Below are 12,327 nucleotides of genomic sequence, written 5' to 3'. Positions count from 1 at the left end.
GCTCAGTCCGCGGTGTGCCAGAGCAGTTCCGGCGCGCCGTGGTCGTCCACCCTGACCTTGGCGTGCGTGGTGAACCCGTCCCGCCACGAGCTGTCCGGGAACAGCATGCCCATCTGCGAGCGGTAGTGCGCGATCGCGGCGAGCTTGCGCTCCCGGTCGCGCTCGTCGCCCGCGTCGGCGCGCACCCGTCCGAACGCGACACCCGGGGTGCCGATGGCGTAGGGCAGGTCCTCCCACAGCACCAGCTCCACGTCGCCGCGCACCTGCTCGACGACCGCGCGGGTCATCCGGTGGTCGACGTGCCCGCCGATGCCCGCGCAGGTCCACACCTCGGCCGGGCGCAGCTCGTCCAGCACGTCGGTCAGCGCGGCGCCGACGGCGGCGGCCACGTCCGGTTCCGCGGGCAGGTTCGGGTCGAAGTGCGCGCCGGAGACCGTGACGAGCCAGTCGTCGCCGAGGCGGCGGTAGATGGCGTCGGCGAAGTCGAGGTGCCGGTGCTCCGCGCCGAGCGCCGCGACGGCCGCGGCGTCCTCGGCCCGGCGCGCGGGCGCCGCGTCGTCGCCGAGGCCGCACTTCGCGTGGAACGACACCGCCTTCGGCGACAGCGGCGGGACCGGGTCCCCGGCGAACACGGTGCACACGACCACCCGCCTGCCCGCGCGGGTCAGCGCGGAGATGGCCGCGCCCGCCGAGAGCACGGCGTCGTCGAGGTGCGGCGAGACCGCCAGCACCGGCCCGAGGTCAGCGGTTGCGGCCACGGCTCAGCTCCTCATCCGTCCAGTCATCCCGTCAAGTAAAGCAAGGTGATGATGTATACCGAACAGGCCCACCCGGACGCGCCGGACATGGTGGCACTGGTAGTGACCGGGCCGCGCGAACACGCACTGCGGCGGGTGCCCAGACCGGAGCCGGTCGGCGACCAGGCCCTGGTGGACGTCAGCCACGTCGCGTTGTGCGGCACCGACCTGCGGCTGCTGCGCGGGACGCTGCACGACGCGGACTACCCGACGGTGCCGGGGCACGAGTGGGCGGGCGTGGTGCGCGCGGCGCCCACCCGGCCGGAGCTGGTCGGTCGGGCGGTGGTGGGGCACAACTTCCTGCCCTGCGGTTCTTGCGCGTGGTGCGCCCGGGGCGCGGAGAACCTGTGCGAGTCGCTCGACGAGATCGGGTTCAGCCTGCCCGGCGCGTTCGCCGAGGCGCTGTGCGTGCCCGCCGAGAACCTGCGGCTGTTGCCGGACGGTGTGTCCGGTGCCGAGGGCTGCCTCGTGGAGCCGTTGTGCGTTGCGGTGCACGCGGTCGACCGGGCCGGTGAGGTGACCGGTCGCTCCGTCGGCGTCATCGGCGCGGGCGCGGTCGGACTGCTGGTGGCGCAGGTGGCCCGGGGTTCCGGGGCCAAGTCGGTGACGGTGGTCGACCCGGTGGCGAGCAGGCGCGCGGTGGCCGCCGAGTTGGGGCTGGGCGCGGAAGCGGACCTGTCCCGGTTCGAGGCCGATCCGCCGGAGGTGGTGTTCGACGCGACCGGGGTCGCCGCGCTGTTCCCCCGGGCGCTCACCGCCACCCGGCAGGGCGGGACCTGCGTGCTGGTGGGCTACTCGGGGTCCGAGGCGACGCCGTTCGAGCCGTCGGTGGTCATGCTGCGCGAGTTGACCGTCGTCGGTTCCCTGTCCGGGGTCGGCATGATCGACCGGGCGGTGGAGCTGGTCGCGAACGGGGTGGTGCGGTTGTCGCCCCTGGTCAGCCCCGCGCTACCGCTCGCGCACTACCGGTCGGTTGTGGACACCCCGGCCACCGAAGCCCCGTTACGTGCCTTTTTCGCGGTAGACGAGGAGACCCGATGAACAACGAGCAGCTGATCGAGCGGGCGCGCCGCGTCACCGCCGCCGAGGTGTACGACATCGGCACCCGGTTCCCGTCGGTGTTCACCACCGCGGACGGGTCGTGGATGACCGATGTGGAGGGCAAGCGGCTGCTGGACGTCACCGCGGCCAGCGGGGCGCTGCTGCTGGGCAACCGGCACCCGGCCGTCGTCGAGGCCATCACCCGCTACATCGCCGAGCACGGCACGGTGTTCGCCAGCACGCTGTCGCTGCCGCGCATCGAGTTGGCCGAGCGGCTGGCGGAGCGGTACCCGGCGTGCGAGAAGGCGGTGTTCACCAAGTCCGGTTCGGAGGCCACCACGACCGCGATCCGGCTGGCGCGCGCGGCCAGCGGCCGGGACCTGGTGATCACCTCCGGGTACCACGGCTGGCACGACTGGCACCTGGGGTTCCTCAACCTCGGTTTCGACGCGGGTACCCGGGTGGCCTGCTTCGGCTACAACGAGACGGCGCTGGAGCGCATGCTCGACGCGCTCGCCGACCGGGTCGCCTGCGTGATCGTCACCCCGGAACCGGCGTGGTTCGACGCCGAGTACTACCGCCGCCTGTCGGCGCTGTGCGCCCGGCACGGCGTGCTGTTCGTGATCGACGAGGTGATCACGTCGCTGCGCTACGGCCCGCGCGGGCTCAACGGCACCGGCAACGTGCCCGCCGACCTGATCACCATGAGCAAGGGCCTGGCCAACGGGCACTCGCTGGCGGCCATCCTGGGCAAGCGGGAGGTCATCGACGCCTACGACGCGGCCGGGATCGCGGGCACCTACACCCGCGAGGTGCCGCCGATGGCCGCCGCGCTGGCCACGCTGGACGTGCTCGCCGACGGGACCGTCCACGCGGGCGCCGAGAAGCGCGGCCAGGCGCTCATGGACGGCATGCGGGAGATCCTGGCGGCGGCGGGCATCCCCGCGTTCATCGGCGGTCCGCCGCTGATGTTCGACGTGGTGGTGCCCTCGGAGGCGCTGTCGTGGGAGCTGTACCGCGCGGCCTACGACCACGGCGCGTACTTCGAGGACAGCGGCACGCAGATGATCACGCTGTCCTACACCGACGCCGACGTCGACCACGCGCTGACCGCGTTCGAGCGCGGCGTGGCCGACGTCGCGGCGCGCACGGACATCGAGCCGGGCGAGCTGCCCGGGTCGCGCAAGGCCGAGTTCGCCGCCGAGGCGTTCGGCGGCGCGTTGACCGACACCCCCGAGGTGCTCGCGCGGGTCGACGACACCATCACCCGGATCATCGAGCACCAGGACCGGTGACCGGCGCTCCCACCCCGCCCGTCGCGCCGCCGGTACCCGCGTACCGGCGGCGCGGCCGGTGGGAGCACGTGGCCACCCGGTCGTACGGCACGACCGTGCACCGGGTGGTGCCCGACTCCGGCCCCGCGCTGTACGTCAAGGCGACGACGTCGGCGGACGAGACCGACCCCCGGTTCCACCCGGTCGCCGAGGCGGCGGCGCTGCGGTGGTTGCGCGAGCGGGGTTTCCCGGTGGCGCGGGTGGTCGAGGTCGGCCGAGACGATGAATGGTCTTGGCTCGTGACCGAGGAACTGCCCGGTGTGCCCGCGTCCGGGCCGTGGCGCGCCGACCAAGTGGACGCGGTGCTCGACGCGGTGGCGGGTGTGGCGGCAGCGCTGCACCGGCTCCCGGTCGCGCGGTGCCCGTTCGACCGGCGGTTGGCGGTGACGCTGCCCGCGTGCCGCCGCGCCGTGGAACTGGGCACGGTGGACCTCGACGACCTCGACGAGCGGCACGAGGGCTGGACCGGGGCACAACTGCTCGCCGAGCTGGCCGCCACGCCCGTGCCGCCCGAGGACCTCGTGGTCTGCCACGGGGACCTCGGGCTGGACAACGTCCTGCTCGACCCGGACACGCTGGCGCCGACCGGCTTGCTGGACGCGGGCAGGCTCGGGGTCGCGGACCGCTGGACCGACCTGTCGATCCTGCTGCGCGACCTCGCCGAGGCCGGGTGGTGCGACCCGGCCGGGTTCACCGCCCGCTACGGTTTGTCCGATGTGGACTCGGCGAAGGACTCGTTCTACCGGCTGATGGACGAGTTCATCTGAGGGTTCCCGCTAGGCCGTCACCGGCGCGGGCGCGCTGAGGGCGGCCGTGCTGGTGTGGGCCAGCAGCGGCGCGTGCGCGCGCGGGGAGGCGGCCAGGACGTTGCCGGTGACCAGCCAGGCGTCGTGGTCGTCGTGCCAGTCCGTCACGACGCCACCCGCCTCCCGGACCAGCAGCGCACCCGCCGCGACGTCCCACGGGCCCAGGCCCAGCTCGAAGAACGCGTCGAACACCCCGCAGGCCACCCACGCCAGGTCGAGGCTCGCCCCGGCCGGTCGGCGCACGTCCTCGACCGAGCGCACGACCTTGCCCAGCACGTCGAAGTACGCCGGGAAGGACTCCGGGCGCTTGAACGGGAAACCCGTGGAGCACAACGCCTGGCGCACCGGGCGGTTGGCGACCCGGATCGGCATGTCGTTGCGGAACGCGCCGCCACCGCGCACCGCGGTGAAGGTCTCGCCCCACATCGGCGCGTGCACGACCCCGACGACCGGCTCGCGGTCGCACACCAGCGCGATCGACACACCGACCGACGGGTAGCCGCGGACGAAGTTCGTGGTGCCGTCCAACGGGTCCACCACCCAGCAGAGCCCGTCGACGGCGCCACCGGACTCCTCGCCGACGAACTCGGCCGCGGCCCCGGTCTCGCGTACCAGGAACTCACGGATCACCGCCTCGGCGGCGAGGTCCACCTCGGTGACGTAGTCGCCGGGGGACTTCGAGCGCACGGCCACCCGCGCGTCGGCGAAGCCCGCGCGCACCACGCTCCCGGCCGCGTGCGCGGCGCGGGTCGCCGCGCACAGGAACGGGTCCCAGTCCTCAGCTGTGCGCACGGCTCTCCCCATCCCGCTCCGGCTTGCGCAGCACCATCAGCACGTCGCGGTAGCCCACGGAGGTCGGCGAGCCGCGCCGCGCCGACCAGTGCGCGCTCAACGCCGCCTCGTCGACCTCGCGCAGCAGCGCGGAATCGTACGCGGGCGGTTCGATGGCGTAGTCCAGCACCGACGACGCCTCGACCCGCTCCCACCGCAACCCGCTGCCCAGGGCGGCGGCGACGTAGTCCTCGAAGAACATCCGGTTGACCGTGGTGCTGTCGTGCACGTGCCGTACCAGCACTTCCACCAGGTCGGGCGCCACGGCGCTGGACAGCAACGCCACCAACTCCTCGCGGGTGTAGGCCAAATGGGCCCACGGCGGCAGCAGCGTGTCGCGCCAGAACAGCAGGTCCCGCCCGTCGTACCGGGTGTATTCGAGCTGGTGTCCGTCGACCGCGCTCCAGATCGGACCGAAGTGCGCGTGCAGCACCCCGCCGGGTCGCAGCACCCTGGCCACCTGGGCGAGCGTGGCGGATACGTCGAGGAACTGGAAGGCGTTGCTGGAGAACACCGCGTCGGCCGACTCGTCCGGCAGGGGCAGGTCCTCGGCGCGGGCCCGCACCACGGCGTAGTGCCCGTCCACGAGCGCTTCGCGGTTCGGGTCGACGGCGCGCCAGCTCGCGACGCCGTGCGCGGCGGTCACCTCGACCGGGACGGCGCCGCCGATCTCGACGACGTCCGCACCCGAGAGAGGGACGCGGTCGGCGAAGTCGGCGAAGACCGCGTCCTCGGACAGCGCCAGTCCGGCGCTCACGCGCCCACCGCCGGCGCGGTCAAGGCGGGTAACGACACCGGGCGGCGGTCCCGGCGCGACCGGGTCACCGCCTCCGCGATCTCCAGTGCGCGCAAGGCGTCCGAGACTTCGCAGGGGCTGGTCCCGCCCTCGGCGACCAGGGTCACGAAGGCGGTCATCTCCGCCTGGTAGGCGGTGGCGAAGCGCGGTAGGAAACCGGACCAGGCGTCCCCCGGCGGCGGCGCGGACGGTTCTGCCGAGCGCACTGGCACCCGCTCGTCCCAGCCGACGGCGAGCGTGCCCTCGGTGCCCGCGACCTCCATGCGCACGTCGTAGCCCGCGCCGTTGTAGCGGGACGCCTGCGCGGTGACCAGCGTGCCGTCGTCCAGGGTGAGCAGCACGGCTGCCTCGTCGACGTCACCGACGGCGGCGAAGTGCGGGTCGCCCCGGTTCGCCCCGGTCGCGTAGACCTCGACCACCTCGCGGCCGGTGACCCACCGGAGCACGTCGTAGTCGTGGATCTGGCAGTCGCGGTGGATGCCGCCCGAGCGGGCGACGTACTCGGCGGGCGGTGGGGCCGGGTCGGCGGTCACGAGGTGCGCGCGGCGCAGTTCGCCGAGTTCACCGGTGCGCACGGCGTTGTACGCGCGCCGGTAGCCCGGGTCGAAGCGGCGCTGGAACCCCACGTGCACCACCGAACCCGCGTCCCCGACCTCGGCCACGACCGCGCGAGCCGTGTCGAGGTCGGTGAAGCAGGGCTTCTCGCAGAACACCGGGAGTCCGGCGCGCGCCCACTCCAGGATGAGCGCGGCGTGGGTGTCGGTCGGGGTGGCGAGCACCACCGCGTCCGGTCGCCACGCCGCGAGGTCGTCCCGGTCGAGCAGGACCCGCGCGCCGAGCGGACGGACCACCTCGCCCGCCCGCCGGGCGTCCGGGTCCAGGACGGCCACCGCGCCGACCCGGGGGTCCGCGGCCAGGGACGCGGCGTGCAGCGCGCCGATCCGGCCGACGCCAAGCACTCCTACGCGCATCCGATCGTCCTGTCTCTACAGTGGGTGGGTACCGGGTTCAGGACACGGGCCAGGGCCGGGCCCCGCCCGCGATCCGGTTCCACACGTTGATGATCGCCACGGCCCAGGTCAGCTCGGCCAGCTCCACCTCGGTGAAGTGCTCGCCCGCGCGGGCCCACACGTCGTCGCCGACGGACTCGACGTTGACGTTGGTCAACGCCTCGCCGACCTCCAGCGCGGCGCGCTCGCGGTCGTCGTAGAACGGGGCCTCCCGCCACACCGGCAGCGCGGCCAGCTTGGTCGCCGACACCCCCGCGTCGAGCGCGGCCTGGTGGTGCGCGTGCACGCAGAACGCGCAGTTGTTGACCTGGGACACCCGAACCCGGACGAGTTCGAGCAGGTCCAGCGGCAGGCTCAGCTTGTCGCCCGCGTCCTCAAGCGACTCCATCGCCGCCATCACGTGCGGGACGAGCTTGTCGACGCGCAGACGGGACTTCGGGGGTTCAAGGGCCACGGATCTCTCCTGTTGGAACGCCGATGCTTGTCGACAGTGCGGATTCCGCCTTGTGGCGGCGGATCGGGGCGTGGGCACGCCACCGGTATCCGTTGGTATACCAGAGCGGGCGGTCCAGTAGACATGGATTGCGGGCAACTTCGGCGTGGGCTTCGGCCGAACGGCCTCCCCGGTCGCCTATCTGGAGCAAGGGCGAGTTTTCGCCCAACAAGGCCACATCCAGCGAAGTGGCCACCATGGCGGTTCCCCTGTCGACACGGGTCCCGCTGTGGCAGCCTGGGTGCGTGCAACCGTTCACGATCGCCGTTCCGGAAGCGGTGCTGGCGGACCTCCGCGACCGCGCGCGCCGGACCCGGTGGCCCTCCCCCGCGCCGGGTCCCGCGTGGTCGCAGGGGACCGACCTGGGCTACCTGCGCGAGGTCGTGGCGCACTGGGCGGACGGTTTCGATTGGCGCGCCGCGGAATCCGCGCTCAACGCGCACGACCACCACCGGCTCGCGCTCGGCGACGCGACGGTCCACTTCACCCTGCGGCGCGCGGCGAACGGGCGCGGCGTCCCGTTGGTACTGACCCACGGCTGGCCGAGCACCTTCGTCGAACTGCTGCCGCTGGTGCCGCTGCTCACCGACCCGGCCGCGCACGGCATCACCGGACCCGCCTTTGACGTGGTGATCCCATCACTGCCCGGGTACGGGTTCTCCAGCCGTCCACCCCGCGCGCACACCACCCGCGACACGGCCGCGTTGTGGCACCGCCTGATGACGGCGCTGGGCTACGACCGCTACGCCGCCCACGGCGGCGATCTCGGCGCGGCGGTCAGCACGTTCCTGGCGATCGACCACCCCGAGTCGGTCGTGGCGCTGCACCTGAGCAACCTGGAACTCGACCCGATCGCCGACGAGGACACCCTGACGGTGGCGGAGCGGGAGTTCCTGGAGAGGGAGGAGGAGTGGGAGCGGCGGGAGGGTGGCTACGGTGCCATCCAGTCCACGAAACCGCAGACGCTGGGCTACGGCCTCACCGACTCCCCCGCCGCCCTGGCCGCCTGGCTCCTGGAGAAGTGGCGCGCCTGGTCGGACTCCCAGGGCGACCCGGAACGGGCGGTCACCAGGGATTTCCTGCTCACCACCCTGACCCTGTTCTGGGCAGGCGGCTGCGTCACGGAGACACTCCGCGACTACTTCGACAACGCCCAGTCCCCTTTGACCGCCGACGACCGGGTGCGCTGCCCGACCGCCGTCACCCTCTTCCCCAGCGAATACACCCACGGCTCCACACCGCCGCGCTCGTGGGCCGAACGCCTCTACCCGATCCACCGCTGGACACCGATGACGGCGGGCGGCCACTTCGCGGCCGTCGAACAACCCCGAGCCCTCGCCACCGACATCGCCGCCTTCTTCGCGGAACTGGACCTGTGACCCGAACGCCGAACCGCCCCGCTCACCGGGCTTGGCGAGCGGGGCGGGTGGCCGGGTCGGTCGGTCAGCGGCGGTGCAGGCCCGAGGACAGGCCGCGGATGAGTTCGCCCTGCGGGGTGTCGCCGTCGAGGGACCAGATCATCGCGCCGCCGAGTTCGCGGTCGCGGATGTAGCGGCCCTTGCGGGCCAACTCGGTCGGGTCGTCGTAGTTCCAGAAGGTGGTGCCGTTGAACAGCCAGGCGTGGCCTGCCTTGTCGTCGCGGTGGAGGGTGTACTTGCCGCTCGTCAGCAGGCCCTTGAGGATGCGGTAGTCGTCATAGCCCGCTTCGTAGGTGCCGGGGGCGGGGCCGGTGGCTTGCTGGAACAGGCCGTTGTTCTGGTTGGGCAAGCCGGTCCAGCCGCGGCCGAAGTAGGGCACGCCGAGGGTGATCTTGTCCCGGGGCGCGCCGCGGTCGAGGTGGGCGTCGACGACGATCTCGCCGCTGTCCTTCGGCGTGGTGGGGTCACCGTCCGGCACGCGGAGGGCCGACTGCTGGTTGGCGGTCCGTTCCCAGGCGCCGTGGTAGTCGTAGCCCTGGACGGTGGCGAAGGTCAGCAGGCGGTAGACCTCGCGGAGTTCGTAGCCGCGGTCCATCGCCTCGCGGTTGGCGGGCAGGAAGGCGGTGAGGTCGTACCGCTTGTGGTCGGCGCGGCCCTGCTTGTCCAGCTGGGCGCGGTACTCGCGCAGCAGCGCGGTGAAGTTCTGCTTGTCCTCCGGCCGCACGACGTTGCCCGGCGCGCCCTCGGTCGCGGGCCACTCCCAGTCCAGGTCGATGCCGTCGAACACGCCCTTGCCCGCACCGGCGGGCGCGCCGGGCAGGTTGCCCTTGAGCCACAGGTCGACGCAGGACTTGACGTGCGCCGCGCGGGACTGCGGGGTCAGCGCCGCGTTGGAGAAGTACGCGGACCCGATCCACCCGCCGAGCGAGATGTAGACGCGTAGCCGCGGGTACTTCCGCTTGAGCTGCCTGAGCTGGTTGAGGTTGCCCGCCAGCGCCTGACCCGCCTGGTCGGCCTTGCCGTTGACGGAGTCCTTGGCCGGGATCAGGCGCCGGTAGTCGGCCTCCGGGTCGGAGCTGACGCAGCCACCCCGCTCGTCGAGCAGCCCGAACGCGTAGTTGAGGTGGGTGAGCCTGGACGCCGTGCCGTTGTCGACGATGTAGCGGACCGGGATCCCGCGATCCTGGTGGCTCCACTGCGTGTAGTACCCGACCGTGCGCACCTCGCCGCCACCGCCGTGGGCCTGCGCGGGTGTCCCGACAACCGCCAACCCGACCGCCAAGGCGCCCACCGCGACCGCGGCACCCCACCTCTTCCCGGACATGGCCCTCCTCATCTCGGAGCTATGGTCTAGACCAAGCTAGAGCAAGATCCGGACCGCTGATACGCCCGGACAGCGCAACCGGACATCCGCCGCGATCGGTACCAATTGCCGGCCCCGCCGTGCGCGCACCGCGGGGCGGCGGACGTCGATCAGGGCTGGGACCGCAGCCGCGCGGTCGCGGTGACGAGGTTGGCCAGGGTGGCGCGGACCTCGGGGTAGCCGCGGGTCTTCAGGCCGCAGTCGGGGTTGACCCACAGCCGGTCCGCCGGGAACGCGGCGGTGGCGGCGCGCAGGTGCGCGGTGATCTCGGCGACGGACGGGACGCGGGGCGAGTGGATGTCCCAGACGCCGGGGCCGACCTCGTTGGGGTACCCGGCGGTGGTCAGGTCGGCGACGATGGCCATGTTCGACCTGGCCGCCTCCAGGCTGATCACGTCGGCGTCCATGTCGATGATCGCCTGGAGGACGTCGCCGAACTCGGCGTAGCACATGTGGGTGTGGATCTGGGTCTCGTCGCGCGCGCCGGAGGTGGCCAGCTTGAACGCGGTGACGGCCCACGCCAGATAGCCTGCGCGGTCCGCCGCGCGCAGCGGCAACGTTTCGCGCAGGGCGGGTTCGTCGACCTGGATCACCGCGATCCCCGCCGCCTCCAGGTCGGTGACCTCGTCGCGCAGGGCGAGCGCGACCTGCCGCGCGGTCTCGGCTTCCGGCTGGTCATCGCGGACGAACGACCAGGCGAGCATCGTGACCGGTCCGGTGAGCATGCCCTTGACCGGCCGCGAGGTCAGGCTCGCGGCGTAGGTGGACCAGGCCACGGTCATCGGCGCCGGGCGGGACACGTCACCCGCGATGATCGGCGGGCGGACGTAGCGGGTGCCGTAGGACTGCACCCAACCGTGCCGGGTCGCCAGGAACCCGTCGAGCTGCTCGGCGAAGTACTGGACCATGTCGGTGCGCTCGGGTTCGCCGTGCACCAACACATCGAGACCGAGTTCCTCCTGGTCGGCGATGACGGCGCGGATCTCGGCGCGCATCGCCTCCTCGTAGGCGTCCTCGGTCAACGCGCCCTTGCGCAGCGCCGCGCGGGCCCGGCGCAGTTCGGTGGTCTGCGGGAACGAACCGATGGTGGTCGTCGGCAGCTCGGGCAGCCCCAACTTCGCCTGCTGGGCCTGGCGGCGGATCGCGTAGGGGCTGTCCCGGCGGGTATCGGCGACCAGGCGGTCTCGCACCGCAGGCACCCGGGTGATCGGCGACGCCGCCCGGGAGGCCAGACGGGCCGCGTTGGTCGCCAACGCGTCGGCGACCACCTCGCGGCCGTCGGTCAGCCCGCGACGCAAGGTGACGATCTCGTCGAGCTTCTGCCGCGCGAAGGACAACCAGCTCGCGACCTCGGCGTCGAGGTCGCGTTCCGGGGTGGTGTCGAGCGGGACGTGCAGCAGCGAGCAGGACGCGGACACGTCCAGCGACCCCGCCAGGCCGTCGAGCGTGCCCAGGGTGTCCAGGGCGGCGGTCAGGTCGGCCGCCCAGATGTTGCGGCCGTCGACCACACCGGCGACCAGCCGCTTGTCCCGCACGCCCCCGATGGCGGAGAGGTGATCGAGGTTGGCCGCCGCGGGGCCGGTGAAGTCCACCGCCACGCCCTCGACCGGGGTCTGGGCGAGCACGGGTAGCGCGTCCCCGAGTCGGTCGAAGTAGGAGGCGACGAGGATCTTGGGCCGCACCGGCTCGGCGGCCAGCGCCGCGTAGGTCCGCGCGACACGCGCCAGCACGTCGGCGGGTTGGTCGGTCACCAGCGCGGGTTCGTCGAGCTGGACCCACTCCGCGCCCGCCGCCCGCAGTTGGCCGAGCAGATCGGCGTAGTGCGGGAGCAGTCGGTCGAGCAGGTCCAGCGGCCGGAAGCCCGCGGTGCCGGTCGGGTCCTTGGCCAGCAACAGGAAGCTGATCGGGCCCAGGACGACCGGCCGGGTCAGCACCCCCTCGGCCAGCGCCTCGGCGAACTCGGCCAGGGGCTTGGCCGGGTCCAGGGCGAACGTCGTGCCCGGGCCCAGCTCCGGGACGAGGCAGTGGTAGTTCGTGTCGAACCACTTCGTCATCTCCAACGGCGCCACGTCCGCCGTGCCCCGGGCCATCGCGAAGTAGCGGTCCAGCCCCTCCGCCGCGCCCGCGTGCCGCTCCGGGACGGCGCCCAGCAGCCACGCGGTGTCCAGCACGTGGTCGTACAACGAGAAGTCGTTGCTCGGGATCTCGTCCAAGCCCGCGTCCCGCAGCTCGGTCCACCGCGACGACCGCAGCTCGCGGGCGGCGGCGAGCAGCGCGTCGGCGTCGGCGCGACCCGCCCAGTAGGCCTCGGTCGCCTTCTTCAACCGCCGGTCCGCGCCTTGGCGCGGATATCCGTACACGGTCGCGCCACTGGTCAACGTCCTTGTCACGGGGCTCTCCTTCGCGAGTCCACGTGGACCGCGCGAGGAGCGCGCGCC

At 72.8% G+C, this 12,327-nt stretch carries 11 protein-coding genes; 4 read left to right on the top strand and 7 right to left on the bottom strand.

The features are described from left to right. Positions 1-2 precede the first annotated feature (2 nt). On the bottom strand, positions 3-758 hold the full coding sequence (locus CLV40_RS25100; protein ID WP_104481446.1) for a PIG-L deacetylase family protein: 756 nt from the start codon (positions 756-758) through the stop codon (positions 3-5). 48 nt (positions 759-806) lie between these two features. On the opposite strand from CLV40_RS25100, the gene CLV40_RS25095 reads away from it, so the two are divergent. The 3 genes from CLV40_RS25095 to CLV40_RS25085 all read left to right on the top strand — a co-directional run bounded on the left by CLV40_RS25095 (position 807) and on the right by CLV40_RS25085 (position 3,939). Beyond that, complete coding sequence (locus CLV40_RS25095; RefSeq protein ID WP_104481445.1) at positions 807-1,838, top strand: zinc-dependent alcohol dehydrogenase; 1,032 nt, start codon at positions 807-809, stop codon at positions 1,836-1,838. After that, entirely contained in the window at positions 1,835-3,133 is a 1,299-nt protein-coding gene (locus tag CLV40_RS25090; protein WP_104481444.1) for an aminotransferase class III-fold pyridoxal phosphate-dependent enzyme, read from the top strand. The genes CLV40_RS25095 and CLV40_RS25090 overlap by 4 nt, the downstream gene beginning before the upstream one ends. Positions 3,134-3,201: 68 nt before the next feature. Beyond that, positions 3,202-3,939, top strand: coding sequence for an APH(3') family aminoglycoside O-phosphotransferase (locus tag CLV40_RS25085; RefSeq protein WP_374066528.1), 738 nt, complete (start codon positions 3,202-3,204; stop codon positions 3,937-3,939). 9 nt (positions 3,940-3,948) lie between these two features. Here the strand turns inward: CLV40_RS25085 and CLV40_RS25080 are convergent, their stop codons facing one another. From CLV40_RS25080 to CLV40_RS25065, 4 genes are read right to left on the bottom strand one after another with little or no spacing between them, the layout of a single operon-like run. Continuing rightward, positions 3,949-4,770 carry an inositol monophosphatase family protein gene (locus CLV40_RS25080; protein WP_181043723.1) on the bottom strand — a complete coding sequence of 274 codons (822 nt, stop codon included), beginning with the start codon at positions 4,768-4,770 and terminating at the stop codon, positions 3,949-3,951. Continuing rightward, positions 4,757-5,566: a class I SAM-dependent methyltransferase gene (locus tag CLV40_RS25075; RefSeq protein ID WP_219824105.1), complete on the bottom strand. Its 810-nt coding sequence runs from the start codon at positions 5,564-5,566 to the stop codon at positions 4,757-4,759. Before CLV40_RS25075 ends, CLV40_RS25080 begins: the two co-directional genes overlap by 14 nt. Further along, positions 5,563-6,576, bottom strand: a complete 1,014-nt coding sequence (locus tag CLV40_RS25070; RefSeq protein WP_104481440.1) for a Gfo/Idh/MocA family protein — start codon at positions 6,574-6,576, stop codon at positions 5,563-5,565. Before CLV40_RS25070 ends, CLV40_RS25075 begins: the two co-directional genes overlap by 4 nt. Before the next feature lie 37 nt (positions 6,577-6,613). Then, positions 6,614-7,069, bottom strand: a complete 456-nt coding sequence (locus CLV40_RS25065) for a carboxymuconolactone decarboxylase family protein (protein ID WP_219824104.1) — start codon at positions 7,067-7,069, stop codon at positions 6,614-6,616. A gap of 284 nt (positions 7,070-7,353) precedes the next feature. Between CLV40_RS25065 and CLV40_RS25060 the strand changes: the two genes are divergently transcribed. Further along, a complete protein-coding gene (locus tag CLV40_RS25060; protein ID WP_219824103.1) occupies positions 7,354-8,487 on the top strand; it encodes an epoxide hydrolase family protein in 1,134 nt (377 codons plus the stop codon). 64 nt (positions 8,488-8,551) lie between these two features. Here the strand turns inward: CLV40_RS25060 and CLV40_RS25055 are convergent, their stop codons facing one another. Together CLV40_RS25055 and metE are read right to left on the bottom strand one after the other, a co-directional pair. Then, positions 8,552-9,850, bottom strand: coding sequence for a glycoside hydrolase family 18 protein (locus CLV40_RS25055; protein ID WP_104481439.1), 1,299 nt, complete (start codon positions 9,848-9,850; stop codon positions 8,552-8,554). Positions 9,851-9,999: 149 nt separating this feature from the next. Next, on the bottom strand, positions 10,000-12,279 hold the full coding sequence (gene metE, locus CLV40_RS25050; RefSeq protein WP_104481438.1) for a 5-methyltetrahydropteroyltriglutamate--homocysteine S-methyltransferase: 2,280 nt from the start codon (positions 12,277-12,279) through the stop codon (positions 10,000-10,002). Between the last annotated feature and the right edge of the window lie 48 nt (positions 12,280-12,327).

The sequence above is a fragment of the Actinokineospora auranticolor genome, assembly GCF_002934265.1.
Lineage (GTDB): Bacteria > Actinomycetota > Actinomycetes > Mycobacteriales > Pseudonocardiaceae > Actinokineospora > Actinokineospora auranticolor.
The sequence above is the reverse complement of the archived record's forward strand: the minus strand, read 5'-3'. Positions and strand labels throughout refer to the sequence as shown.

What these genes read in the sequence shown, in the direction of transcription:
- CLV40_RS25095 (WP_104481445.1), top strand. Translation starts at nt 807, where the DNA reads ATGATGTATACCGAACAGGCCCACCCGGACGCGCCGGACATGGTGGCA.
- CLV40_RS25090 (WP_104481444.1), top strand. Translation starts at nt 1,835, where the DNA reads ATGAACAACGAGCAGCTGATCGAGCGGGCGCGCCGCGTCACCGCCGCC.
- CLV40_RS25070 (WP_104481440.1), bottom strand. Translation starts at nt 6,576, where the DNA reads ATGCGCGTAGGAGTGCTTGGCGTCGGCCGGATCGGCGCGCTGCACGCC.
- CLV40_RS25055 (WP_104481439.1), bottom strand. Translation starts at nt 9,850, where the DNA reads ATGTCCGGGAAGAGGTGGGGTGCCGCGGTCGCGGTGGGCGCCTTGGCG.